The organism is uncultured Algibacter sp., from assembly GCF_947487575.1.
In the GTDB taxonomy this organism is placed as follows: domain Bacteria; phylum Bacteroidota; class Bacteroidia; order Flavobacteriales; family Flavobacteriaceae; genus Algibacter_B.
On sequence record NZ_CANKXG010000009.1, the window covers coordinates 110,178 to 134,908 of the forward strand.

General features: G+C 31.9%; 24 protein-coding genes. 17 read left to right on the forward strand and 7 right to left on the reverse strand.

What is annotated here, in order from left to right; all coding sequences use genetic code 11:
- Positions 1-6 precede the first annotated feature (6 nt).
- The 10 genes from Q0870_RS11595 (at position 7) to Q0870_RS11640 (ending at position 9,941) form a co-directional block, all read left to right on the forward strand.
- Positions 7-822: a prohibitin family protein gene (locus Q0870_RS11595; protein ID WP_298555674.1), complete on the forward strand. Its 816-nt coding sequence runs from the start codon at positions 7-9 to the stop codon at positions 820-822.
- 310 nt (positions 823-1,132) lie between these two features.
- Positions 1,133-1,990: an ATP phosphoribosyltransferase gene (hisG, locus tag Q0870_RS11600; protein WP_298555675.1), complete on the forward strand. Its 858-nt coding sequence runs from the start codon at positions 1,133-1,135 to the stop codon at positions 1,988-1,990.
- A gap of 69 nt (positions 1,991-2,059) precedes the next feature.
- The gene (hisD, locus tag Q0870_RS11605) at positions 2,060-3,346 is read left to right on the forward strand and encodes a histidinol dehydrogenase (protein ID WP_298555676.1); all 1,287 of its coding nucleotides are present in this window, start codon (positions 2,060-2,062) and stop codon (positions 3,344-3,346) included.
- Positions 3,347-3,420: 74 nt separating this feature from the next.
- Positions 3,421-4,455, forward strand: a complete 1,035-nt coding sequence (hisC, locus tag Q0870_RS11610; RefSeq protein ID WP_298555677.1) for a histidinol-phosphate transaminase — start codon at positions 3,421-3,423, stop codon at positions 4,453-4,455.
- Positions 4,455-5,591, forward strand: coding sequence for a bifunctional histidinol-phosphatase/imidazoleglycerol-phosphate dehydratase HisB (gene hisB, locus Q0870_RS11615; protein WP_298555678.1), 1,137 nt, complete (start codon positions 4,455-4,457; stop codon positions 5,589-5,591). The genes hisC and hisB overlap by 1 nt, the downstream gene beginning before the upstream one ends.
- 60 nt (positions 5,592-5,651) lie before the next feature.
- Positions 5,652-6,233 carry an imidazole glycerol phosphate synthase subunit HisH gene (gene hisH / locus Q0870_RS11620; protein ID WP_298555680.1) on the forward strand — a complete coding sequence of 194 codons (582 nt, stop codon included), beginning with the start codon at positions 5,652-5,654 and terminating at the stop codon, positions 6,231-6,233.
- Between the two features lie 48 nt (positions 6,234-6,281).
- Entirely contained in the window at positions 6,282-7,016 is a 735-nt protein-coding gene (hisA, locus tag Q0870_RS11625; protein ID WP_298555682.1) for a 1-(5-phosphoribosyl)-5-[(5-phosphoribosylamino)methylideneamino]imidazole-4-carboxamide isomerase, read from the forward strand.
- Positions 7,017-7,073: 57 nt separating this feature from the next.
- Complete coding sequence (gene hisF / locus Q0870_RS11630; RefSeq protein ID WP_298555685.1) at positions 7,074-7,829, forward strand: imidazole glycerol phosphate synthase subunit HisF; 756 nt, start codon at positions 7,074-7,076, stop codon at positions 7,827-7,829.
- 37 nt (positions 7,830-7,866) lie between these two features.
- Complete coding sequence (gene hisIE / locus Q0870_RS11635; RefSeq protein ID WP_298555768.1) at positions 7,867-8,466, forward strand: bifunctional phosphoribosyl-AMP cyclohydrolase/phosphoribosyl-ATP diphosphatase HisIE; 600 nt, start codon at positions 7,867-7,869, stop codon at positions 8,464-8,466.
- 71 nt (positions 8,467-8,537) lie between these two features.
- Positions 8,538-9,941 carry a right-handed parallel beta-helix repeat-containing protein gene (locus Q0870_RS11640; RefSeq protein ID WP_298555686.1) on the forward strand — a complete coding sequence of 468 codons (1,404 nt, stop codon included), beginning with the start codon at positions 8,538-8,540 and terminating at the stop codon, positions 9,939-9,941.
- A 13-nt stretch (positions 9,942-9,954) separates the two neighbouring features.
- On the opposite strand, the gene Q0870_RS11645 is transcribed toward Q0870_RS11640, so the two are convergent.
- On the reverse strand, positions 9,955-10,368 hold the full coding sequence (locus Q0870_RS11645) for a hypothetical protein (protein WP_298555687.1): 414 nt from the start codon (positions 10,366-10,368) through the stop codon (positions 9,955-9,957).
- Between the two features lie 96 nt (positions 10,369-10,464).
- On the opposite strand from Q0870_RS11645, the gene Q0870_RS11650 reads away from it, so the two are divergent.
- Positions 10,465-11,241 carry a tRNA pseudouridine(38-40) synthase TruA gene (locus Q0870_RS11650; protein WP_298555688.1) on the forward strand — a complete coding sequence of 259 codons (777 nt, stop codon included), beginning with the start codon at positions 10,465-10,467 and terminating at the stop codon, positions 11,239-11,241.
- 45 nt (positions 11,242-11,286) lie between these two features.
- The gene (locus Q0870_RS11655) at positions 11,287-11,970 is read left to right on the forward strand and encodes a DUF2461 domain-containing protein (protein WP_298555689.1); all 684 of its coding nucleotides are present in this window, start codon (positions 11,287-11,289) and stop codon (positions 11,968-11,970) included.
- Here Q0870_RS11655 and Q0870_RS11660 read toward each other — a convergent pair.
- Positions 11,967-12,383, reverse strand: coding sequence for a glyoxalase (locus tag Q0870_RS11660; protein ID WP_298555690.1), 417 nt, complete (start codon positions 12,381-12,383; stop codon positions 11,967-11,969). The genes Q0870_RS11655 and Q0870_RS11660 overlap by 4 nt on opposite strands.
- 268 nt (positions 12,384-12,651) lie before the next feature.
- Between Q0870_RS11660 and Q0870_RS11665 the strand changes: the two genes are divergently transcribed.
- From Q0870_RS11665 to leuB, 5 genes are all read left to right on the forward strand, one after another.
- Entirely contained in the window at positions 12,652-13,539 is an 888-nt protein-coding gene (locus Q0870_RS11665) for a DUF72 domain-containing protein (protein WP_298555691.1), read from the forward strand.
- Between the two features lie 244 nt (positions 13,540-13,783).
- Positions 13,784-15,178, forward strand: coding sequence for a 3-isopropylmalate dehydratase large subunit (leuC, locus tag Q0870_RS11670; protein WP_298555692.1), 1,395 nt, complete (start codon positions 13,784-13,786; stop codon positions 15,176-15,178).
- Positions 15,179-15,287: 109 nt separating this feature from the next.
- The gene (gene leuD / locus Q0870_RS11675; RefSeq protein ID WP_298555693.1) at positions 15,288-15,884 is read left to right on the forward strand and encodes a 3-isopropylmalate dehydratase small subunit; all 597 of its coding nucleotides are present in this window, start codon (positions 15,288-15,290) and stop codon (positions 15,882-15,884) included.
- 3 nt (positions 15,885-15,887) lie between these two features.
- Positions 15,888-17,408 carry an alpha-isopropylmalate synthase regulatory domain-containing protein gene (locus tag Q0870_RS11680; protein WP_298555694.1) on the forward strand — a complete coding sequence of 507 codons (1,521 nt, stop codon included), beginning with the start codon at positions 15,888-15,890 and terminating at the stop codon, positions 17,406-17,408.
- Between the two features lie 12 nt (positions 17,409-17,420).
- On the forward strand, positions 17,421-18,476 hold the full coding sequence (leuB, locus tag Q0870_RS11685) for a 3-isopropylmalate dehydrogenase (protein ID WP_298555695.1): 1,056 nt from the start codon (positions 17,421-17,423) through the stop codon (positions 18,474-18,476).
- 276 nt (positions 18,477-18,752) lie between these two features.
- Here leuB and Q0870_RS11690 read toward each other — a convergent pair whose 3' ends face one another.
- The 5 genes from Q0870_RS11690 to Q0870_RS11710 all read right to left on the reverse strand — a co-directional run bounded on the left by Q0870_RS11690 (position 18,753) and on the right by Q0870_RS11710 (position 24,718).
- A complete protein-coding gene (locus Q0870_RS11690) occupies positions 18,753-20,039 on the reverse strand; it encodes a mechanosensitive ion channel domain-containing protein (protein ID WP_298555696.1) in 1,287 nt (428 codons plus the stop codon).
- Positions 20,036-20,326 (reverse strand): DUF3817 domain-containing protein, encoded by a 291-nt coding sequence (locus Q0870_RS11695; protein ID WP_298555697.1) that lies wholly within the window; start codon positions 20,324-20,326, stop codon positions 20,036-20,038. The genes Q0870_RS11690 and Q0870_RS11695 overlap by 4 nt, the downstream gene beginning before the upstream one ends.
- A 64-nt stretch (positions 20,327-20,390) precedes the next feature.
- Positions 20,391-21,008, reverse strand: coding sequence for a VTT domain-containing protein (locus Q0870_RS11700; RefSeq protein WP_298555698.1), 618 nt, complete (start codon positions 21,006-21,008; stop codon positions 20,391-20,393).
- 841 nt (positions 21,009-21,849) lie between these two features.
- Positions 21,850-23,721 (reverse strand): ATP-binding protein, encoded by a 1,872-nt coding sequence (locus tag Q0870_RS11705; RefSeq protein ID WP_298555699.1) that lies wholly within the window; start codon positions 23,719-23,721, stop codon positions 21,850-21,852.
- A complete protein-coding gene (locus Q0870_RS11710; protein ID WP_298555700.1) occupies positions 23,708-24,718 on the reverse strand; it encodes an SIR2 family protein in 1,011 nt (336 codons plus the stop codon). Before Q0870_RS11710 ends, Q0870_RS11705 begins: the two co-directional genes overlap by 14 nt.
- Positions 24,719-24,731: the final 13 nt, after the last annotated feature.

Below are 24,731 nucleotides of genomic sequence, written 5' to 3' on the forward strand. Positions count from 1 at the left end.
AAAAAAATGGAAAAATTACCAAAAGTAGCATTGCCTTTTATAATTGGGGCAATATTATTAGTAGTCGTATTAGCAAAATCAGCAATAACTATAGATTCTGGGGAGGCTGGAGTGCTTTTTAAAACCTTTGGAGATGGTGTTGTCGTTGATGAGCCACCAATGGGAGAAGGGTTTCATATTGTTGCACCTTGGAACAAGGTATATGTTTATGAAGTAAGACAGCAAGAACTTTTTGAAAAAATGAAGGTGTTGTCTTCAAACGGATTAGAAATTCAAATTGATGCTTCGGCATGGTATGAGCCTGTGTATAATGAATTAGGTAATTTGCACCAGTCTCTTGGTCAAAACTATTTACAACGTGTTATTCAACCTGCAATTCGTAGTGCAGCAAGAAGTGTTATTGGGCGTTATACCCCAGACGATTTGTATTCAACAAAACGAGACGCAATTCAGGTTGAAATTTTTGAAGAAACTAAGAAAATACTTGATAAGCAATATGTTCAATTAAATGAAGTGTTGGTAAGAGATGTAACTTTACCTCCAACAATTAAAGATGCCATAGAACGTAAATTAAAACAAGAACAAGAATCCTTAGAATATGAGTTTAGATTAGTTACAGCAGAAAAAGAAGCTGAGAAAGTAATTATTGAAGCAAAAGGTAAAGCAGATGCTAACAGGATTTTAAGTGCTTCATTAACTGATAAGATTCTTCAAGATAAAGGTATTGAGGCAACGGTTAAGCTATCAGAATCTTCAAATAGCAAAGTAATTGTTATTGGTTCTGGAGATAGTGGAATGCCAATTATCCTTGGAAATCAATAAAATAATTGAGCTTTTAATACATTCATTAAAAATTATTAATTTTTTTATAGGTAAATATTAATAATATTGAATTGTTTTAAGAATTGTATTTATAATTTGGATTTAATCATATAAATTATAGATATTTGCATTGTTAAAAAAAAGACATGACTTTTATTCAATCACATCATCATTTTCATATTTGCTCTCAAGCGAAGTGAAAATGTATTGAGTAAAATCAGCATATATTTTTAAACCCGTTTGAGACAATCAAGCGGGTTTTTTAATTCTAATGCCAACTAGATTGTTTCAAACTCATAAAAACAACATAATGAGTAAATTAAGAATTGCAGTACAGAAATCAGGTCGTTTAAACGAAGACTCGATGAAAATATTAAAAGACATCGGAATTTCTATTGATAATGGAAAAGACCAATTAAAAGCATCAGCTAGAAACTTTCCCGTAGAGGTTTTCTATTTAAGAAACGGAGATATTCCTCAGTATTTAAAAGACGGAGTAGTAGACGTTGCCATTATTGGCGAGAATGTCTTAATTGAAAAAGGGAATGATTTAAAATTTGTGGAACGTTTAGGGTTTTCAAAATGTAAAGTTTCTATTGCGGTTCCGAAAGATTCTGATGATAGTTCTCTAAAAGATTTAAACGGAAAAAAAATAGCTACTTCATACCCTGAAACGGTAAAGAAGTTTTTAAAAGAGCAAAATATTGATGCACAATTACACATTATTAACGGATCTGTTGAAATCGCTCCCAATATTGGATTAGCAGACGGAATTTGTGATATTGTTTCTAGTGGAAGCACTTTATTTAAAAATGGCTTAAAGGAAATTGAAGTTTTGTTAAAGTCTGAGGCTGTTTTGGCCGTATCTCCAGTTCTTGATGCTGAAAAGCAAAAAATTCTTGATACCATTCAATTTAGAATTCAATCGGTTTTAAAAGGTAGGGATTCAAAATATGTTTTACTAAACGCGCCTAATGATAAAATACAAGATATCATAAATGTATTGCCAGGTATGAAAAGCCCATCAGTTTTACCACTAGACGAAAAGGGATGGAGTTCTGTGCACTCAGTAATTAGTAAAAATGAGTTTTGGGACGTTATAGACGCATTAAAAGCTAATGGTGCGGAAGGTATATTGGTTTGTCCTATTGAAAAAATGGTTTTATAAATAACTTTTAGCAATTTGCTATTCGTGTTTAGCGGATAGCCAAAAATCAAAAGTCTAAAGCTTTTTTAAATGCAAATAATTAATAATCCAAATAAAGTTAGTTGGAAGGACGTTTTAAAGCGACCTACTCAAACGGTTGATGATATTGAGGATACGGTCAATCAAATTTTTGATGAAGTTTCTCAAAAGGGTGATGAAGCCATAAAGAAATACACGTCTTATTTTGATGGAATTTCTATGAAGTCAAATATTGTATCTATTGGCGAAATTAATGACGCCGTTAAGCAGGTACCCGAAAAACTTCAAAACGCCATTAAAATAGCCAAGAAGAATATCGAGGCATTTCATGGTATTCAGAAGTCATCAAAAATAGAAATTGAAACAACCCTTGGTGTGCAGTGTTGGCAAGAAAAACGGCCTATTCAAAAAGTTGGATTATATATTCCAGGAGGAACAGCGCCTTTGTTTTCAACCGTTTTAATGTTAGCAGTACCAGCACAAATAGCAGGTTGTAAAGAAATCGTTTTGTGCTCACCTCCAAATAAAGCAGGAAAGCTTGCACCAGAAATTTTGTTTGCAGCTCAGCTTTGTGGGGTTACTAAAATCATAAAGGTTGGAGGTATTCAGGCTATTGCTGGATTAACCTTTGGAACAGAAACAATTCCGCAAGTTTATAAAATATTTGGACCAGGAAACCAGTTTGTAACTGTTGCTAAACAATTAGCCACAAAGCATGGTGTAGCTATTGATATGCCAGCAGGGCCAAGTGAATTGTTAGTAGTTGCAGACGAAACAGCAAATGCATCATATATAGCTTCAGATTTACTAAGTCAAGCTGAACACGGTACAGACAGTCAAGTCATTTTGGTTTCAACATCAAAACGAATAATAGATGAAGTTTCAGAGGAAGTTGAAAAACAGTTAGATGTACTTCCGCGTAAAGCGATTGCAGAAAAAGCCATGGCAAATTCGAAGTTGATTTATGTTGAAAATGATGACATTGCACTTGAATTAATTAATGAATATGGCCCAGAGCATTTTATTATTTGTGCTAAGAATGAAAATTTGTATGTGGACGGTATAAATAATGCTGGTTCCATATTTATAGGAGACTATACACCTGAGAGTGCTGGAGATTACGCATCAGGAACTAACCACACATTGCCAACAAACGGATTTTCAAAGGCATATTCTGGAGTTAATTTAGATAGTTTTTTAAAAAGTATGACGTTTCAAAAAATTTCAAAAGATGGGCTTTTAAATATTGGAGAAACTATAGAATTAATGGCGGATGCAGAAGGCTTACAAGCGCACAAAAATGCAGTAACCATAAGATTAAAGGATTTAAAAAAATAGCTGTGTCATGCTGAACTTGTTTCAGCATAACACATAATTATAAGACACTGAAATAAATTCAGTGTAACGATAAAATGAATATTCAAGATTTAATAAGACCAACCATAAAAGCACTAAAGCCGTATTCATCGGCAAGAGATGAATTTCAAGGTAATAGTGATGCTATGGTGTTTTTAGATGCGAATGAAAACCCGTTTGAAAATGGTGTAAATCGTTATCCAGACCCACAACAGCGTACTGTGAAATCACTCCTTTCTAAAATTAAAGAGATTCCTCAAGAAAATATTCTTCTTGGAAATGGAAGTGATGAAGTTTTAGATTTAATATTCCGAGCATTTTGCGAGCCCAATCAAGATAATATCATCACATTACCACCAACTTACGGGATGTACAGTGTGTTGGCTAATATCAATGCTATAGCTATTAAAAGTGTTCAACTTGATGACAGATTTCAGCCTAAAGTTGATGCCATATTAAAAATAGCAGATTCGAATTCTAAATTACTCTTTTTATGTTCGCCAAATAACCCAACAGGAAATAGTTTTGAGGCTAAATCTATTGAGAGATTAATAAAAGAATTTAAAGGGATAGTGGTTATTGATGAAGCTTATATTGATTTTTCAAATGAAGAAAGTTGGGCAAGTCGATTAAACGAATTTCCAAATTTGATAGTGACGCAAACACTTTCTAAAGCTTATGGAATGGCAGGAATTCGTTTAGGAATTTGTTATGCTTCGAGCGAGATTATTTCGGTTTTAAATCGTATTAAACCGCCTTATAACGTAAACGAATTGACGCAACAAAAAGCGATTTCTCAATTAGAGAAAAACGAAATAACTAAACAACAAGTTTCAAATATTTTAAAAGAGCGTAATGTTTTAGTTAGCAAGTTAAAGGACGTAAATTACATTTCAAAAGTATACCCATCAGATGCAAATTTTGTTTTAGCAAAAGTTGATGATGCTACAAAACGATACAATCAATTAATTGAAAAAGGTATCGTTATTAGAAATAGAACTACACAACCAAGATGCGAAAATTGTTTGCGTTTTACAATTGGAACTTCTGAAGAGAATAAAATATTAATAGATACTCTAAATTCTATATAATGAAAAAAGTACTTTTTATCGATAGAGATGGCACATTGGTATTGGAGCCACCAGTAGATTATCAATTAGATAGTTTAGAAAAGCTGGAATATTATCCTAAAGTATTTCAATACATGGCTAAAATAGCTAATGAATTGGATTATGAATTAGTTATGGTAACCAATCAAGATGGTTTAGGAACTGATAGTTTTCCTGAAGATACGTTTTGGCCTGCTCAAAATAAAATTATTGATGCATTTGCTAAAGAAGGTGTTACTTTTTCTGAAGTGTTTATTGATAAAACATTTCCTCATGAGAATGCGGAGACTCGTAAGCCAAGAACAGGCCTGTTAACTCAATACTTTTTAGAAGATTATGATTTAGAAAATTCGTTTGTTTTAGGCGACAGAATTACCGATATGGAACTCGCTAAAAACTTAGGAGCAAAAGGTATTTACTTGTCTGAAAATCCCGAATTGGGAGCTGATGAAATAGAAAGTTCTAAACAAGAAATTCTAGATTGCATAGCTTTAACAAGCACAGATTGGGCAGAAATATATGCCTTTTTAAAAGCTGATGAACGTACTGGTGGTTTAATTAGAAATACTAATGAAACGAAAATTGCTATTCAGATAAATCTTGATGGTACAGGAAAAAGTAAAATTGATACCGGAATTGCTTTTTTTGACCACATGTTGGACCAAATAGCGCGCCACGGTCAATTAGATTTAAATATTAAGGTTGATGGCGATTTAGAAGTTGATGAACATCATACTATTGAAGATACCGCTATTGCCTTAGGAGAAATTTTTAATAAAGCTTTAGGGAATAAATTAGGTATAGAACGTTACGGTTTCTGTTTACCAATGGATGATTGTTATGCACAAGCGGCTATCGATTTTGGGGGAAGAAACTGGTTAGTTTGGGAAGCTGATTTTAAACGTGAAATGATTGGCAAAATGCCAACTGAAATGTTTTATCATTTCTTTAAATCATTTACTGATGGTGCAAAATGTAATTTGAATATAAAAGCAGAAGGCACCAATGAACATCACAAAATAGAAGCTATTTTTAAAGTGTTTGCAAAAGCTATTAAAATGGCTGTAAAGCGTGATATTGAAAAAATGATTTTACCAAGTACAAAAGGAATGTTATAAAAAGCCATTAGCCTTTAGCTGTTTGCCAATAGCTAAAAGCCGATAGCTAAAAGCCATAGAATGAAATTAGTTATAATTAATTACGGTGCAGGAAATATAAAAAGCATCCAATTTGCTTTTAAACGTTTGGGTGTTGATGCTGTTTTGTCAAATACCCCAGAAGAAATAGTAGCTGCCGATAAAATAATTTTTCCAGGTGTTGGAGAAGCAAGTTCTGCTATGAAAATGCTTCGCGAAAGTGGTTTGGATGAATTGATACCTAAATTAAAACAACCCGTTTTAGGAATTTGTTTAGGGATGCAATTACTTTGTAAATCAACAGAGGAAGGCAATACAAAAGGTCTTGGTATTTTTCAAACAGATGTAAAACGGTTTTCAAACGATGTAAAAGTACCACAAATGGGATGGAATGTCATTAAGGATTTAAAGTCCGATTTGTTTAAAGACATCAAAGAAAATGAATATATGTATTTGGTACACAGCTATTATGCAGAACATTGTAATGAAACGATAGCTAAAACAGATTATGGTATCAATTATGCATCAGCATTACAACATAAAAATTTTTATGGGACACAATTTCACCCAGAAAAGAGTGGTACTGCAGGAGCAAGAATATTAGAGAATTTTTTGAATTTATAAACAGTCTTTGGCTAATAGCTAGAAGCCAAAAGCAAATAGCTAAAAATAATGAGAATAATACCAGCAATAGACATCATCGATGGAAAGTGTGTTCGCTTAACTAAAGGGGATTATGATACTAAAAAAGTATACAATGAAAATCCACTTGAGGTAGCAAAAATGTTTGAGGCTTCAGGTATAGAATATTTACATTTAGTAGATTTAGATGGAGCAAAAGCAAAACATATTGTGAACTATAAGGTGCTTGAGCAAATAGCTTCTAAAACAAAATTAAAAATTGATTTTGGAGGTGGTTTAAAAACTAATGAAGATTTACATATTGCTTTTAATTCTGGTGCGAGACAAATTACTGGAGGGAGTATTGCAGTTAAGGACCGAGAAACTTTTGAAGGTTGGATATCTAAGTACGGAAGTGAAAAAATAATATTAGGAGCCGATAGTAATGCTGGTAAAATAGCTATTAGTGGTTGGCAAGAAGATAGCACTGAAGAAGTTATTCCGTTTATAAAAGCATATCAGAAGAAAGGGATACAATATGTTATTTGTACTGATATTTCAAAAGATGGTATGCTTGAAGGGCCTTCTTTTGATTTGTATAACGATATTATATCAGAATGTTCAAATAGCAGTAATGACCAATCAATTAAGTTAATTGCATCTGGAGGTATTTCAACTATTGAAGAGTTGCCGAAATTAATTGAATTAGGCTGTGAAGGCGTTATTATAGGAAAAGCTATTTATGAAAATAGAATTAGTCTTTACGAACTAGAAAAATTTGTATAATTAATGGCTATTAGTTTTTAGCCGTTAGCTAATTGTCAAAAGCCAAAAAGCTATAAAATGTTAACAAAAAGAATTATACCCTGCTTAGATATCAAAAACGGACGTACCGTAAAAGGTGTGAATTTCGTTGATTTACGTGATGCTGGGGACCCAGTAGAACTCGCTAAACAATATGCAGATCATGGTGCTGATGAACTAGTGTTTCTTGATATTTCAGCAACATTAGAAGGACGAGCAACTGTTTTAGATATGGTTTTACATGTTGCTGAACAAGTAAATATTCCATTTACAGTTGGTGGTGGTATTTCAAGCGTGGAGCACGTTGATGCCTTATTACAATGCGGTGCAGATAAAGTGTCTATTAACTCTTCAGCTGTTAAGCGACCAGAACTAGTTAATGAATTAGCAGATAAGTTTGGAAGCCAATGCGTGGTTGTTGCTATTGACGCTAAAAAAATAGAAGGAGAGTGGTTTGTTCATCTTGCAGGAGGTACCATTCCAACGGATATCAAACTATTTGAATGGGCAAAAGAGGTTGAAGAGCGTGGTGCAGGTGAAATTTTATTCACATCCATGAATCATGATGGTACTAAAAATGGTTTTGCAAATGAGGCTTTAGCAAAATTATCTAAAGAATTGAATATTCCTATAATTGCATCAGGTGGCGCAGGGAATGTGCAGCATTTTATTGATACTTTTGTTGATGGAAAATCGGATGCAGCTCTAGCTGCAAGTGTATTTCATTTTGGAGAAATACCAATACCAGATTTAAAAAAAGAATTAAAACAAAATAATATAGAAGTGCGACTTTAGTCGTTATACTGAACTTGTTTCAGTATCTCATAATGAAATAAAGATGGAAATTAAATACGACAATAACGGATTAGTACCAGCAATCATTCAAGATGCCACGACAAAGAATGTTTTGATGTTAGGTTACATGAATGAAGAGTCATATCAAAAAACTATAGAGACTAAAAAGATTACTTTTTTCAGTAGAAGTAAGCAACGCTTATGGACTAAAGGCGAAGAAAGTGGCAATTTTTTAAATCTTGTGGATATAAAAAATGACTGTGATAACGATTCACTATTAATTCAAGTTAATCCTGTTGGACCAACATGTCATACAGGAACAGATACGTGCTGGAAGGAAGAAAACAATGCGTCTTACGGCTTCTTTTCAACTCTAGAAGATGTGATTGCAGAACGTGTTGCCAATAAGGATACTACAAAGTCTTATGTGGCAAGTTTGTTTTCAAAAGGTATTAATAAAGTAGCTCAAAAAGTAGGCGAGGAGGCTGTTGAAACTGTTATTGAAGCTATGGATAATAATGATGAGCTTTTCTTATACGAATCGGCAGATTTGTTATTTCATTATTTAATGTTGCTACAAGCCAAAGGTTTTACTTTAAAGGATATTGAAAACGAATTACAAAGTAGACATAAGTAATATTAAAAATCTTTTATTACTTTTAGCGTAAAATAATAGTACATAGTAACCCCCAAAAAACCTACTATATTATGTTTAAACCTACGCTTTCCAAATGGTACTTATATTTTTGTATAAGTACTTTAATCTTTTCATGTTATAACGATAAGGACGATTCAAAAGATGTTTCATCTTCACCTTTAAGTAATACAGATTCCAATAACCCAAATCCATTTAATGGTGTTATGCGACCTATAGAGGTTTTACCTTATCCAGAGATTTCTACAAAAACGTATGTAATAGAGTTAGAACGTTGGGACATCCCAAACAATAGAACTGAAGCTGTAAAAACTACTGATAATTTACAATCAGCAATAAATTGGGCTATTTCGCAAGCCTATGGCATTATTCGTTTACCAGCAGGACATTATTTAATAGGTAAGTACGGTAACGATATATATCAAGCAGGTATTACATTAGATGATAACGTAGCATTTTTACTAGATGAAAATGCTACTATAGAAATGGTTCCTAACGACAAATGGAATTACTGTGCCATAGCAGTAAGAAATAAAGCTAACGTTGTTATTTCTGGAGGAACAATCCTAGGTGATAGAGATAATCATATTTTTACCCCAAGAGCAGATGGAGACGCGGCCCATGATGAAGGACATTTAATTTGTATAGAAGGAGAAAGCCAATTTGTTACGGTAGAAAATGTGGTATTAGGGAAAGCTAATGGCGATGGAATTTTAATGGTTGGAAATAAAAAAGGGGAAGTCCAAAATTTGAAAAACATTACTATCAGGAAGAATAACTTTTCAGATAATAGAAGACAAGGCATTTCTCTTGTAGGTAGTGCAGATGTGTTAATAGAACATAACGAAATTCATCATACCAATGGCACATCGCCTCAGTTTGGTGTAGATCTAGAAGGTGCAGGAAGAACAAATGAAAATATTACTATTAGAAATAATTATTTTCATAATAATAGAGGAGGAGATATTGTGAATACTGATGGTAAAAATGTGCTAGTAGAATATAACATATTATTGCAAGGCGATGATAGTGAATATATAGATGGTCCCATTGTATATTGGAAAAATGCAGACTGGACGATTAGAAATAACAGTATAACTATGCGAACTGTTTCCGTTAATAATTGGAATGGTATTATTATGTATTCTAATGATAATCCAAAAACCAATCCAGAAACAACATATATTTACGACAATACATTAAATAATTGTGGGATGTATATGTATAAAGGCGCCGATTTAGAGATTTATAATAACTATATGTATCGTGGGCATTTAGCATTTAAAGAGATGGAAAATTTAACCTTAACCAATAACCATGTGAATCATGATAACAAATGTTGGGCCTACCGCTTTTTAGAAGTTAGTGGTAACGCATCAGACAACACCTATAATGGAGAAGCATTCAATATACCTTTAGTTACAGATGCAACATGGAATGGTTGTTGGATAAAGTAAAATATTAGATTAACTACGATAGCCACCTATTAGCTTCAGATTTTCTTGAAAACCAAATAAAAATAAATGCGAAAACTATTATCATGATAGTCATAACCATACTTGATTCGTATCCATTAATTAGAGTATAGCCCATTTGAATTATTACAGCTAGTAATGATAACAACCATAGTTTTACAGACCAAGATTTTTTAAGTAACAATCCTATTGCTGCCAAAGCTCCAGCGAAAACAGCTAATGCGAATGCTGCCGTAACCCAAGCAGGCATATTTGAAGCAATCTCTAATTGTTCTTTGCTATACATAGCTTGATAGCTTTCAGTATTGTAAGCTTGTTGTAAATAAGCATTTACACCCATGGCGTTCCAGACCAAAGCAATAATACTTACTATCAACCAGATTGGTGGTTTGTTTGTTGAGTTAGTCATAATTATTAGTTTTATTTAGCAAAAAGTAATACAATGTATAATTTTTTTGTCACATTCAATAAATAACCTATTTTCAAAATCTATTTTTATTTCAAAATGAAAAAATATTTTTACGTTATAAATATTCAATATTTAGGTTATCGTTTTCATGGTTGGCAAAAGCAACCTAATGTAAAAACTTTGCATTTAATGGTTGATAGAACACTAAATTTCATTTTAGAAGGCAAGTATTTTAAAAGCTTGAGTTCTGGAAGAACAGATGCCATGGTTTCAGCTGAAAGTGCGTTTTTTGAATTATTTTTAAAAGAACCTATAGCAGATAAAAAAACTTTTCTTGAACTTTTTAATACCAACCTTCCTCAAGATATTAGAGCTTTGTCAATTAAAGAGGTGGATGCACAATTCAATATTATTAATCATTCAAAAGTTAAGGAATACCTGTATTTATTCACTTGTGGCGAAAAATGCCATCCGTTTTGTGCACCCATTATGACCACCATTCTTGATGATTTGGATATTGAGCATATGAAAAAAGGCGCTAAACTTTTTGAAGGTGAAAATTATCTTAAATCATATTGCTATAAACCTACAGATAATGGGATTTATACCAGAACTATTTTGACTTGTGAATTGATTGAAAATACGATTTACAAGGCAAATTACTTCCCAAAGAAGACTTACTTGTTGAAAGTTAGAGGAAAAGGTTTTATGCGAAATCAAATACGATTGATGATGGGAACCTTAATAGATTTGGGAAAAGGTAAGTTGTCCATACAAGATATTAAAAACAGTTTAGTGCCAGATAGTAACGTTAAAATGGACTATATAGCTCCAGCTTCTGGTTTGATTCTTAACAAAATAGAATTTGAATAGTTGAACTCATTTAAACTTTTGTAGTTTTATAAAAAATATAGAATTATGAGTTTAGCAGTTTCAAAAGAAGTATTTACGTTTTTTAAAAAATTAGAAAAAAACAATAACCGTGATTGGTTTAATAATCACAAGCCAGAATTCAAGGCTATTGAAAAAGATGTGAAAGCTGTTTATAATTCTATTTTTGAAAACTTAAATGTACATGATGAGATTGATAAATTGAAGATATTCAGAATTTATCGAGATGTTCGTTTCTCAAAAAATAAACTCCCATATAAAACCCATTTTGGAGGTTCTTTTCATAGAACAAAACCAAGATTGAGAGGCGGTTATTATTTACATATTCAACCAAACAATGAGAGTTTTATTGCTACTGGTTTTTGGGAACCTGCTAAAGAAGACTTAATGCGTATTCGTAAAGAATTTGAAATGGATGACTCTGAAATTCGTGAGATTCTTGCTGATAAAAAATTCAATTCGGTTTGGGGAGATACTTTTGTTGGAGATGAAGTAAAGTCGGCTCCAAGAGGTTTTGCAAAAGACCATAAAGCCATTGATTTAATAAAGAAAAAGCAATACATCTTCACTAAGAAATTCACAGATAAAGAAGTGCTTGATGCTAATTTTTTAAATAAAATAGACACCTCATTTAAAGCTATTCGCCCATTTTTTGATTATATGAGTGATGTGTTAACTACGGATTTGAATGGGGTTTCTTTGATTGATTAAACCGCCTCCAAAAGCCCAGGTTTCTCAAACAACTGAATATGACTCAATAAACGCTGCTTTACAATATTCATCATACGTTTATTTAATGCCGAAGAATTTTCAATATAGATTAGATATTCTTCAACAGTAAACTGACCAATAATCATGCCTTTCATGGAGTTACGAAGTTTCATGTCTTTTTGAATGGCGTTTTCAATATAAATCATGCGTTTTTCTAAAGACAAATCATAAAAAACCGATTTGTGTTTTTTGATGTAATTTCTAAAAACTTCAACAAATAAATCATTTTGAAATTTGATGATTGGTCGCAGTACCAAATTCTGAAAGCGCTCATCAGTACTCATACTATCATTAATAGTTGTACTTAAAATTTCTGGTCTGATACTTTTAAGATTGAATTGCCTAGAGTCCATGTTGTATATTTTTATTAAAAATATCGAATATCCATGTTGGAATTAATACTTCAACTTATAATTGTTAACGAGGTTATCAACATAGCATAAACTTTATGCTTAAAAAAATCTTAACAATTAATGATTTGTCAGGTTGAGCGCATTCGAAACCTAAAGAATTTATCGATTTTAAAAACCTTTCGACTGTGTTCAAGGTAACACCATCTATTTCGTTGATTCTTAAAACCTGCTTATAAGATTTCTTTATCTTTATGAAAAAATTAAATAAATGAAATTCGGAAGTGTTGATAATCCAGAATTAATAGACTTTACATTCCCTAAAGACCATCCTGACACCAAGAAAGTGCTTGAAAAAGTTAAGGATGATAACATTCCAGAAATTTATGTAGGATGCGCTAAATGGAATAGGGCAGATTTAAAAGGCTTTTACCCAAGAGGGACAAAAGATGAATTGGTTTATTACTCGTCACAGTTCAATTCTATTGAGATGAACGCCACATTTTACAGAATATTTCCTGCGGAACAATTTGCTAAATGGTATGATAAAACACCTGTAGGTTTTAAATTTTTCCCGAAACTAAATCAAGAAATTAGCCATTGGAAACGCTTAAATGAAACTCAAGAAGTAGTTGAGAATTATTTATATAATGCTTCAAACTTAAAAGAAAAATTAGGCACAATCTTTTTGCAAATGCATTCTAATTTTGCACCTAAAGATTTTGATAGAGTGATTACTTTCGTGGAAAGTTGGACAAAAGAAATTCCGTTAGCCATAGAGTTTCGTCATACCAATTGGTATAACGACAAAGCTGTTGCAGAAGGTTTATATCAACTTTTAGAAGCAAATAATATCTCAAACGTCATTGTTGATACAGCTGGAAGACGGGATTTAATGCACATGCGATTAACCAACGCAACTGCCTTTGTGCGTTATGTTGGCGCAAATCATCCAACTGATTATACGCGTTTGGATGATTGGATTGAACGCCTAAAATTATGGAAAGACCAAGGCATAAAAGAAATCGATTTTTTCATTCATCAGAACATCGAAAAAGAATCTCCGTTACTATCTGCATATTTCATAAAAAAGTTAAATTCAGAATTAGGCTATTCACTAACCATTCCTAATGAAGACGAGCAACAAACTTTATTTTAAAGACCTGTCAGATTTTCAAAACCTGACAAGTATAGACGTACACTAACAATCAATTACGAGTTTAAAAATTACAACCAATATTATTGTTTTGTTGAATAAAATTCAAATAACACGTTAATCATTGGCAATTTTATAAAAATTCAATAACAATAGCGCCTAATGTTTTGAATAACTGTAATTAAATTTAAATTTGTGTACTTACAATGTCCTTAGTGACATTTAAACACAATAATTAAAGATATTTATGAGCAAATCATTGTTTGACAAAGTATGGGATTCGCATGTGGTGCGAAAGATTGAAGATGGACCAGACGTCCTGTATATAGATCGTCATTTAATTCACGAAGTTACAAGTCCTGTTGCTTTTGTTGGATTAGAAAGTAGAGGTTTAAGTGTTTTATATCCACAACGCACATTTGCAGTTGCCGATCATAACACACCAACGATTAACCAACATTTACCAGTTCAAGATCCGTTATCTGCTAATCAGTTAAAAACATTAGAAGATAATGCGAACAAGTATGGTATTAGTCACTGGGGATTAGGTCATGAAAATAATGGTATTGTTCACGTTGTTGGTCCAGAAAATGGTATTACAGTTCCGGGAGCAACAATTGTTTGTGGAGATTCGCATACATCAACGCATGGTGCTTTTGGAGCTATTGCTTTTGGTATCGGTACTTCAGAAGTTGAAATGGTATTGACTACGCAATGTATCATGCAGCCAAAGCCAAAGAAAATGCGTATTAGCGTTAATGGCACATTGAGTAAAGGTGTTACGCCAAAAGATGTTGGATTATATATAATTTCTCAATTAACAACTTCTGGTGCAACAGGCTATTTTGTAGAGTATGCAGGAGATGTTTTTGAAAACATGACAATGGAAGGTCGTATGACGGTTTGTAACTTATCTATTGAAATGGGTGCACGTGGTGGTATGGTTGCTCCAGATGAGAAAACATTCGATTACATTAAAGGTCGTCCAAAAACGCCTAAAGGTGCAGATTGGGATACCGCTATGGAATATTGGAAAACATTAAAAACAGACGAAGGTGTTGTTTTTGATAAAGAATTAACTTTTGATGCTAGCGATATTGAACCGATGATTACATACGGTACAAATCCTGGTATGGGTATGGGTATTTCTAATAATATTCCAACTGCTGAATCTGTTGAAGGCGGAAAAGCAACTTATGATAAGTCTTTAGCTTATATGGGTTACGCTGAAAACGATCAAATGATTGGAAAGAAAATCGATTACGTATTTATTGGTAGTTGTACTAATGGGCGTATTGAAGATTTTAGAGCTTTCGCATCTATTGTAAAAGGACGCCAAAAAGCTGATAATGTAACTGCATGGTTAGTTCCAGGGTCTCATATTGTTGAAGCTAAAATTAAAGAAGAAGGTTTACTAGATATTTTTGAAGAAGCTGGATTTGTACTTAGAGAACCAGGTTGTTCTGCTTGTTTAGCAATGAATGATGATAAAGTACCTGCTGGAAAATATGCAGTGAGTACATCAAACAGAAACTTTGAAGGTCGTCAAGGGCCAGGATCAAGAACATTATTAGCAAGTCCGTTAGTTGCTGCAGCTGCTGCAGTTACTGGAGTTGTAACAGATCCAAGAGAATTATTATAGATAGTTATTGGTTAGTGGTTGTTGGTTATTAGTATCTAACAATCATAGACTTTAAACATTAAAATGAACACCCAATAACTATTAACAAAAAACTAATAACAATAAAAAGATGGCTTACGATAAATTTACAACATTAACGAGTACTGCAGTTCCATTGCCAATTGAGAATGTAGATACTGATCAAATTATACCAGCACGTTTTTTAAAAGCTACAAAACGTGAAGGTTTTGGAGATAATTTATTCCGTGATTGGAGATATAATGGTGATGATACCCCAAAGCAAGATTTTGTTTTAAATAACCCAATTTACAAGGGAAAAATATTAGTAGGAGGAAAGAACTTTGGTTCTGGTTCTTCTAGAGAGCATGCTGCTTGGGCGGTTTACGATTATGGTTTCCGTTGTGTAGTATCTAGTTTCTTTGCTGATATATTTAAAAATAACTGTTTAAATATTGGTGTATTACCAGTACAAATAAGTCCAGAATTTTCAAATGAAATTTTTGAGGCTATATATGCAGATGCGAATACTGAATTAGAAATTGATTTAGAAGCTCAAACTATTACATTATTATCTTCAGGTTCAAAAGAATCATTTGATATTAATGGCTACAAAAAAGGAAACATGCTGAATGGTTTTGATGACATCGACTATTTGCAAAGTATGAAAAGTGAGATTGAAACATTTACTGAATCTCGTCCTTTTTAAAAAATGGGTGTAAAGCGCATAGAAATAATGGATACGACATTACGCGATGGTGAGCAAACCTCGAGTGTGTCGTTTTCTGCTTCAGAGAAATTAACTATTGCCAAACTTTTACTAGAAGAATTAAAAGTAGATCGTATTGAAATTGCATCGGCTAGAGTTTCTGAAGGTGAGTTACAAGCGGTTAAAGACGTTACTGAATGGGCTTTAGAAAACGGCTATTTGAATTCGGTTGAAGTATTAACTTTTGTAGATAAAGGCGTATCCATTAAATGGATGCAAGAAGCAGGAGCAAAGGTGCAAAATTTACTAACTAAAGGTTCGTTAAATCATTTAACTCATCAGCTTAAAAAGACTCCAAATCAGCATTTTAAGGAAATAAAAGAGAATATCGTTTCTGCGAAAAAAAACGGTATTGAAACCAATGTGTATTTAGAAGATTGGAGTAATGGAATGCGAAATTCTAAAGACTATGTTTATGAATTTTTAGCGTTTTTAAGTACTCAAAATGTTGCTCGAATTATGCTTCCTGATACTTTAGGCGTTTTAACCACTAGAGAATCTTATGATTTTATAAAGGAAATAAAAGATACATATCCTGATTTACATTTTGATTTCCATGCACATAATGATTATGACTTAGGAGTCTCGAACGCTATGGAAGGCTTACGAGCCGGTGCTGATGGATTACACTTAACAGTTAATGGTATGGGAGAACGCGCTGGAAATGCGCCCATGTCTAGTACTATTGCTGTGATAAATGATTTTATGCCAAATATTAAAATTGGTGTAAATGAAAAGATGCTATATACAGTTAGTAAGTTGGTTGAAAATTTCTCAGGAGTTATGATACCAGCAAATAAACCTATAATTGGCGCTAATGTATTTACGCAAACTGCTGGAATTCATGCAGATGGTGATAATAAAAATAATTTATATTTCAGCGATTTAATGCCTGAGCGTTTTGGTAGAACACGCCAATATGCCCTTGGAAAATCGTCAGGAAAAGCTAATATTCAAAAAAACTTACAGCAATTAGGACTTCAGCTTGATGATGAGGACTTAAAGAAAGTAACCGAACGTATTATTGAGTTAGGCGATAAGAAACAAGTAGTTACTAAAGAGGATTTACCATATATTATTTCTGATGTTTTAGATAGAACGTATGAAGAAAAGGTAAAAGTAAACTCCTATGTATTAACACACTCTAAAGGTTTAAAGCCATCTACTACGGTTTCTATTACTATTGAGGATGAGACTTTTGAGGTAAGCGCACAAGGTGATGGTCAGTTTGATGCTTTCATGAATGCAATAAAAAGTGTTTTTAAAAGAAAGAAAATGATATTGCCTAATTTGATTGATTATGCGGTAAGGATTCCTCCTGGTAGTAATTCTGATGCGTTGTGTGAAACGATTATTACTTGGAAGAATACTGAAAAGGAATTTAAAACTAGAGGTTTAGATTCAGATCAAACAGTATCTGCAATTAAGGCAACAGAAAAAATGTTAAATATTATTATTAATTAAGAATATAAATAGATGAAATTAAATATAGCACTTTTGGCTGGTGACGGAATTGGACCAGAAGTAATAAATCAAGCTGTAAAAGTTAGTGATGCAGTTGCAAAGAGATTTGGACACGATATTAATTGGAGACCTGCATTAACAGGAGCAGCAGCGATTGATGCTGTTGGTGAACCCTATCCAGATGAAACTCATGAGATTTGTAAAAGTTCTGATGCAGTATTGTTTGGTGCTATTGGTCATCCTAGATTTGATAATGACCCTTCTGCTAAGGTTCGACCAGAACAAGGTTTGTTAAAAATGCGTAAAGCTTTAGGTTTGTTTGCTAACGTACGTCCAACATTCACATTTCCTTCATTATTAGAAAAATCGCCTTTAAAAAGAGAGCGTATTGAAGGTACTGATTTGGTGTTTTTACGTGAGCTTACTGGTGGTATTTACTTTGGTGAAAAGGGTAGAAGAGATGGTGGAGAAACGGCTTTTGATAACTGTGTTTACACAAGAGCAGAAGTACAGCGTTTAGCAAAAAAAGGTTTTGAATTAGCAATGACACGTTCTAAGAAATTATGTTGTGTTGATAAAGCTAACGTTTTGGAAACTTCAAGATTATGGAGAGAAACGGTTCAAGCTATGGAAAAAGATTATCCTGAGGTTGAAGTAAGTTACGAGTTTGTTGATGCCGTAGCGATGCGTTTGGTACAATGGCCAAATAGTTACGATGTGTTGATTACTGAAAACTTATTTGGAGATATTTTAACGGATGAGGCTTCGGTTATTTCTGGATCTATGGGATTAATGCCTTCGGCCTCTTTAGGGTCTGATATTGGCTTGTTTGAGCCTATTCACGGGTCTTATCCACAAGCTACTGGATTGAATATTGCTAACCCAATGGCTACGGTTTTGTCTGCAGCAATGATGTTTGAAAACTTTGGTTTACAAGATGAAGGTAAAGCCATTAGAGATGCTGTAAATAGCGCTTTAGAAAAAGGTATGGTTACTGAAGACTTAGCCGATGGTGGAAAATCTTATGGTACTAAAGAAGTTGGAGATTGGCTAGCAGCTAATATCTAGACATCTTAAAATTATATTTAAAAACCCTGTAAAATAGATTATTTACAGGGTTTTTGTTGTTTAAAATGTTTTTGGGCGTTACCCCAAAAAGGGGTCGGGCTTTCCACTATATCTTTTTTTTTTACGTCATAGCGAGGACGAAGGACGTGGCTATCTGTTAAATTTTAGTCCAAAACAAAGTTGTAATTTCTTTTAAAAAAAAAGGATGCCGTTGCAACCCCTAACGCAACTATCCGCCAAAGTCAGGAATAAGCATCAAATTTTAGCTAAAGTCTATTAACTATTAGAGAACGAGGTAGGTAATTCGAATATTTCCAATCCAAAATAAGGAACAGAAGCAAGAATATGGTCAAAAATATCAGCCAAAATGTACTCGTAATTTACCCATCGTTTATCAGAACTAAACGCATAAATCTCAATTGGCAAACCATGTGGAGTTGGCGCTAATTGACGCACCATAATAGTCATGTCTTTATTTATAGCCGAATGATTTTCTATATACGTTTGAATATATTTTCTAAACACACCAATGTTAGTTAGATTCCTTCCATTTATAGGAATCTCTTTATTAACATTATTCGAATTATTAAAATCAGAAATATCTGCTTGACGAGTTTCTAAATAGGTTTTTAAGAGTTCAATATTTTTAAGCGACTCTATTTCAACTTCAGATAAACATTTTATGGAGTCTTGTTTAATATTTAAGGCTCTTTTAATGCGTCTGCCTTCAGAACTAGTCATTCCTCTCCAATTTTTAAAAGAGTCAGAGATTAGGGCATAGGTAGGAATTGTGGTTATGGTTTTATCAAAATTCTGAACCTTAACTGTAGCTAATGTAATTTCGGTAACATCGCCATCGGCTCCGTACTTTTCAAAAGTAATCCAATCTCCAATTCTTACCATATCGTTTATTGAAACTTGAATACTGGCCACAAAACCAAGAATTGTATCTTTAAATACAAGTATAATAACCGCAGAAATAGCTCCTAAACCTGTTAAAAATTTAAAGAAAGGGATTCCAGTAATAATAGCAATAGCAGACATAATACCACCTAACCATGCAAAAATCATAAATACTTGGATATAGCTATCTATGGGTTTATCTCTAAATCTGGGTAAGGTTTTTAAATAATCTTTTAGCGTGTTTAAAAGGCTTCTAACAACCCATAACGCTAAAACTATAGCGAATACTTTTAATCCTTTTTCTATTATAATTTCGAAATTATAAAAATCTGCAAATACATTTGGTGCAAATTTTAATGCTATTAAAAAAGGAATGATATGTGCAATATTTCTTGGAACCTTATTAGAAATTAAAAAGTCATCAAAATTTGTCTTAGATTTTTTTGCAAACTGTGTAAATGCACCTATTAATAATTTCCTAATAACAATATCAACTATAAATATTATTAAAAGTAAACCTATAACTAAAACAATCATATTTAGATATTGAGCCACAGCTTCAGAAACACCAAGGTTTATCAAATATTCAGAAATAATGTGCTTTAAATCTTGGTGGGGGTGTACAGTATCTTCAATATTATTGATTTTATCTTGAATCATTTTGCTGGCTTTAAATATTTTTTATCAATATAAAAGGTACCGAAAGGTATGATTGAAGCTATAAGTACTATGAAAAATTCTTTATTAGTCCAAGAAAATTCTTTTTTAAATAGAAACGCTAAAGCCACATAAGCTATAAACAATACACCATGTGGCATACCTAATAATTTAACATATTGAGGTTCGTCTAGCAAGTATTTTATTGGAGTAGCTATAAACAGAAGTAGGATGTATGAAACACCTTCTAAAAGCGCAATAATTCTGAATGTATTTAATGAAGAAAGCATACTGATTTATTTTTGTGCAAAAGTAGTTCACAATCAAATAATAACAGTAATTTTTAAGTTTTTTTTATAATACGTTAAAAATGATAAGCCCGTAAATGGCAAAGCGTAGAAACCTTAATGAACCATAGAGCATTACATTTTTAAAAGGAAATTCTATAATACCCGCAGCAATACAAGCAATAGAAAAGGGTAGTGGTAATACTGCGCCAACCATAATAAGAAAGCCACCCCATTTTTTTGAGTTTTTTAGTTGCTTTTCCATTTTAGTTTCTAGGTAATTATGAACAGAAGGCATTTTAGTAATAGAACGCCCCATCCAATATGATAATAATCCACCTCCGTAAGATAGAAATGCTAAAAGACCCAAGTAAAACCAAGGGCTATACATTTTACCTGCCCAGGCTATAAAAATTTCTGGTGGTACAAGACCAAGAAGTGTTTCGGAAACAAAAAAGAAACTTAAAACACCATAAGCTGGCAATATTTCTGTTAGACGAACTAAAGCTTCATTAATGTTATAAAAATGATTTAAAGCATATATAGCAATAACAATAGCTATAATATATGGAAATGCCTTTTTAACGGCTTGCCAAACAAATGTGTAGAACCCTGTGTAATTATAGTACTGATGTAGTAATCGCAATCGCGACTTTTCAGTTTTGTTTTTCTGTTTAGGTTTCATGTTCAATAAATAAAGGGACTACAAATATAAGGCTTGATTTTTATTAAGGAAAATATAGTTTTTGTTTTAGAATAACTTTAACAGGGTAAGAAGTATTTTAATTAATCTATTTTACATAATATAAATTATAGTACAAATGTTATTATTGGTATTTTATGAGAGGAGTCCATTTGATAGCTATAATGTAGTATTATGTAAAATATCCCAGAAGCATTTGTTTTCATTAGAATAATTGGAACTTGGGTCATTAAACTAATAAGCGGTTTGCTTCGCAGCGTTTAAAAACATTTGTATCTATAATTAGCCGTTATGTAAAATAACCGCTACCAAGCGCTCGATTGTTTTATAAAATCAAATTGCTCTGACAATTTATTTTACACACAATTATCCAACGCTTGCCAACGCCAAAATAAAAGCTAACCTTTTTGCTCTTATTAAAAATCGCGTATTCGATAAAATGTACGTAATAAAAAATTTTAGACGATTCTCGTAAGCTTGCCACAAGAGTATAAAATTTAAGAAAAATAAATTTCTATACACTTGTTAAATTTAGAACTTCAATAAATCCTTTTTTAAAATATTCTAATCTTTTTTTCTTGATAAAAAAAGAAACAAAAAAATCAGGGCTGCATATAATTTTGGAAACAATTAACGGCTTATTCGCTATATTTTAGGAAACATTGTAACTATTTACATTACTTTGAAATCCTTTGTTAAATCGAAACTCTTAACAAACTGTATTACAAAACCCCTAAAATATGCACGCTCATTTCACCTATTGTTTTATCCAAAATTTTATGAGGCCAAGTTTAACATCGAAATTCTATTTTACATAATATTTCTACGAATCAAACCATGCTTTATCTAAATCGATAGTTTCACTTTTAGGTTGCTTGTTTTCATCTAACAGAATAACTTCAACTTTAACAGGTATATCTGATGATTGACCTGCAACAAAACAACTTCCAACTGGCAACAAAGGAATTGATTCAAAAGATAATTTATCTAGATATGCAACGGTTTTTTGAATTGCATTAATATCATTATTATTAATAAGTCTATGGATGAAATAATTATGCAGTTGCGAAATAATTGTTGGTGAAATATCATAAGGTCTTTGACTTGAAATAGTTAAGAAAGTACTAAATTTCCTTCCCTCTTTGATAATTTCTTCAAAAGTTTCTAATCTGTAATCTTTCCAAGTTTCACTTTCTCTTTCTGATGTGGAAGATAAAATATTATGAGCTTCATCTATAATAATATGAAGTGATTTATCCTCAAACTCCCCTACTTCTTTATGTTCATCATAAAGTTGCTTTGAGATAATTAGTGGTAAAGTTTTCTTCATCTCAAGGTTTGCATTACTTAAATTAATCACTTCAAGATTTTTATACTCTTTCTTTTCATTCGGGTCGATTGTTATTAATCTTTCAAGAGTATTAAACTTTTTAATCATCCGACCAATTAAAGGTCTTATATGTTCTTGAATAGAATATCCATTAGTGACCTCAAAAAAATACTGTGAAAGAATTTTAAATTTTATTTTACCGAATTTAGAAGGATCTATTTTAACTTGGTCAATATTCGGGAAAATGGTATCGAAAACACCTTGTAAATTCGCATTTGAATAAATATTCCCAACGTAATATGTTTTACTATCTGAATGATACTTAAGCTCTCCTCCTTCAATTTTTGACAATATTCTTTCTGTTATATAACCATATTCTTGATTTGGAAGTTCTATTTTTTTTAGGTGTTCAAATATTTCACTAAAAATGTTAACCTGTAAATTTGGATCTGCTTTTTGGAGTATATCTTTTAATAGTTTATTTATATTTTCTCTTGATCTTTCATCAAAATTATCTTCATAGAAATTGTTTTTAATAGCTCTACTTAAAAAAGGTTTTTGAGTTTTTTCTGTAGCTTCTAATAAAACTGAAATAATTTCAAGGGTTTCTATATTTCCTTGCTTAATATAAAACTTATCACCTTCAACAGATCTAGTAGATAAATTATATATGTTTTTGTCTGTAGTGATTAGATTAGGTCTTACATATTCCCCATTAAAATCGATAAGAACAAAATGAGCTTTCCTATTAAAGTTTATTGACTCTTTTGATTGGAGGAATAATTCAGTATATATTTTTGCAAGAGTATTTGATTTACCACTACCAGTATTACCAAAAATCCCAATATGGCTGGCAAATAGTTTTCTAATACTCAATCTTATTGGTTGAGACGATTCCTCTGTTAAAAAACCAAGAAGAATAGTTTTTTCTTTTTCATTATAAAACTGATGTAGTTTATTGAATTCATTTTTATCTAAAAGATAGCATTCATTATCTATTAGAGGCATTTCTTTTATTCCCTGTTTAAAATATCCTTTTTCGAAATTGCCAAATAATACAACTTCTAAAAATCTTAAAATTTTGAGCTCTTCCTTTTTATATTCCTTATTATATATTTTTTCTTTTGTAATATACTCTCCTTCAACTTTTCCAATTATTTCAGTAAATCCTTTAGCGATTTTAACATAACTACCTACAGCTACATTTTTAATAGTTTTACCATTATAAGAAATGTGAGATAAATTTTTATCTTTTTTAACCTCTATTTTAACTTTTCTACCCTCTACAGATGAAACAGTACCAATTATAAAAATTGACTCTTTTAAAAGTGCTTTATTTATACTATTTGAATTATTTATCGACATTCTCAATTACTTTTTTAAGGATATTATCAGTAAAATAATCTAAAGTATATTTAGCACCAACAGAGTCTGGAGTGTATATATGAATATTAGGATTTTTTTCTGTTTCCATTTTAACTCTCATAGCTACCTCACTATTTTGAGAACAACATATAAATATTCTTAAGGTTGGATTAGATTTGGCTGCTCTTAATGTTATTTTTCTTATGTGTCTATCCTCCATTGAGAACCCAAGTATAAACAAAAGTGCATTTTCCTTTTCCAACTCACTTGAATATAGTCTTAATAATTCAGAGTAATATTCTATAAGAACACTTTCAAGATGTTTCGCCTCTTCAGGATTTACTACAAGTATTTTATTATATTCATCAATAAAATCTGAACCTGTTTTAATTATCAAAGTATCATCTATGTGATCTAAATTTGGAGACAATAGGATTTTGTCTTTTAATTTATTATACTTCCAAGTAATTGAACCGTGCATTTTAATAATATTAAAAACTGGGATTTCAGAAATGTGATCAAAATGTAAACTACGTTGATTAATGGATTTCTTAAAATTCTCAAGCCCAAAAACAGGAGTAAATCTACCAGAAAACCCATCATTATAATCAAACTGTAAGGATTCTAAAACAGTTTCAATTAATACATCAATGTTAGTTGAAAAAATATTGGCTTGCTTTGGTAAGATTGAAGTTTTTCTTTTTAATAAAGTTGAGCATAAAGTTTGACAAAAAGATTGATATGATGCTTTTGTTTTCTGAAAATCTGCATCTTTGTCCAGTTTATTTTCAACCACCTTTTTATTAGGCAGCATAACGTCTTTTAAATATTCTTTATAAAAAACTTCTTTTTCTGCTAAAGTAGTAGCATCGTTTAGATTTTTTTCGATGTTGTTCAGAACTGGAAGAAAAGGTCTAGAAACACCAGAACCTATAAGAAAGTTAATTTTAGAACTTTGTATTACTTCTGACAATTCATTTATACTTATTTCTTCCATTTCAATTATAGAT

Bases quoted from the DNA above. Each gene is read 5' to 3' on its own strand.
- hisD (WP_298555676.1), top strand. From the start codon at position 2,060: ATGCAAATAATTAATAATCCAAATAAAGTTAGTTGGAAGGACGTTTTA.
- hisC (WP_298555677.1), top strand. From the start codon at position 3,421: ATGAATATTCAAGATTTAATAAGACCAACCATAAAAGCACTAAAGCCG.
- hisB (WP_298555678.1), top strand. From the start codon at position 4,455: ATGAAAAAAGTACTTTTTATCGATAGAGATGGCACATTGGTATTGGAG.
- Q0870_RS11650 (WP_298555688.1), top strand. From the start codon at position 10,465: ATGAAAAAATATTTTTACGTTATAAATATTCAATATTTAGGTTATCGT.
- hisF (WP_298555685.1), top strand. From the start codon at position 7,074: ATGTTAACAAAAAGAATTATACCCTGCTTAGATATCAAAAACGGACGT.
- Q0870_RS11680 (WP_298555694.1), top strand. From the start codon at position 15,888: ATGGGTGTAAAGCGCATAGAAATAATGGATACGACATTACGCGATGGT.
- Q0870_RS11690 (WP_298555696.1), bottom strand. From the start codon at position 20,039: ATGATTCAAGATAAAATCAATAATATTGAAGATACTGTACACCCCCAC.
- Q0870_RS11660 (WP_298555690.1), bottom strand. From the start codon at position 12,383: ATGGACTCTAGGCAATTCAATCTTAAAAGTATCAGACCAGAAATTTTA.
- Q0870_RS11700 (WP_298555698.1), bottom strand. From the start codon at position 21,008: ATGAAACCTAAACAGAAAAACAAAACTGAAAAGTCGCGATTGCGATTA.
- Q0870_RS11645 (WP_298555687.1), bottom strand. From the start codon at position 10,368: ATGACTAACTCAACAAACAAACCACCAATCTGGTTGATAGTAAGTATT.
- Q0870_RS11710 (WP_298555700.1), bottom strand. From the start codon at position 24,718: ATGGAAGAAATAAGTATAAATGAATTGTCAGAAGTAATACAAAGTTCT.
- Q0870_RS11655 (WP_298555689.1), top strand. From the start codon at position 11,287: ATGAGTTTAGCAGTTTCAAAAGAAGTATTTACGTTTTTTAAAAAATTA.
- leuD (WP_298555693.1), top strand. From the start codon at position 15,288: ATGGCTTACGATAAATTTACAACATTAACGAGTACTGCAGTTCCATTG.
- Q0870_RS11695 (WP_298555697.1), bottom strand. From the start codon at position 20,326: ATGCTTTCTTCATTAAATACATTCAGAATTATTGCGCTTTTAGAAGGT.
- Q0870_RS11665 (WP_298555691.1), top strand. From the start codon at position 12,652: ATGAAATTCGGAAGTGTTGATAATCCAGAATTAATAGACTTTACATTC.
- hisA (WP_298555682.1), top strand. From the start codon at position 6,282: ATGAGAATAATACCAGCAATAGACATCATCGATGGAAAGTGTGTTCGC.
- Q0870_RS11595 (WP_298555674.1), top strand. From the start codon at position 7: ATGGAAAAATTACCAAAAGTAGCATTGCCTTTTATAATTGGGGCAATA.
- hisG (WP_298555675.1), top strand. From the start codon at position 1,133: ATGAGTAAATTAAGAATTGCAGTACAGAAATCAGGTCGTTTAAACGAA.
- Q0870_RS11640 (WP_298555686.1), top strand. From the start codon at position 8,538: ATGTTTAAACCTACGCTTTCCAAATGGTACTTATATTTTTGTATAAGT.
- hisH (WP_298555680.1), top strand. From the start codon at position 5,652: ATGAAATTAGTTATAATTAATTACGGTGCAGGAAATATAAAAAGCATC.
- leuC (WP_298555692.1), top strand. From the start codon at position 13,784: ATGAGCAAATCATTGTTTGACAAAGTATGGGATTCGCATGTGGTGCGA.
- leuB (WP_298555695.1), top strand. From the start codon at position 17,421: ATGAAATTAAATATAGCACTTTTGGCTGGTGACGGAATTGGACCAGAA.
- Q0870_RS11705 (WP_298555699.1), bottom strand. From the start codon at position 23,721: ATGTCGATAAATAATTCAAATAGTATAAATAAAGCACTTTTAAAAGAG.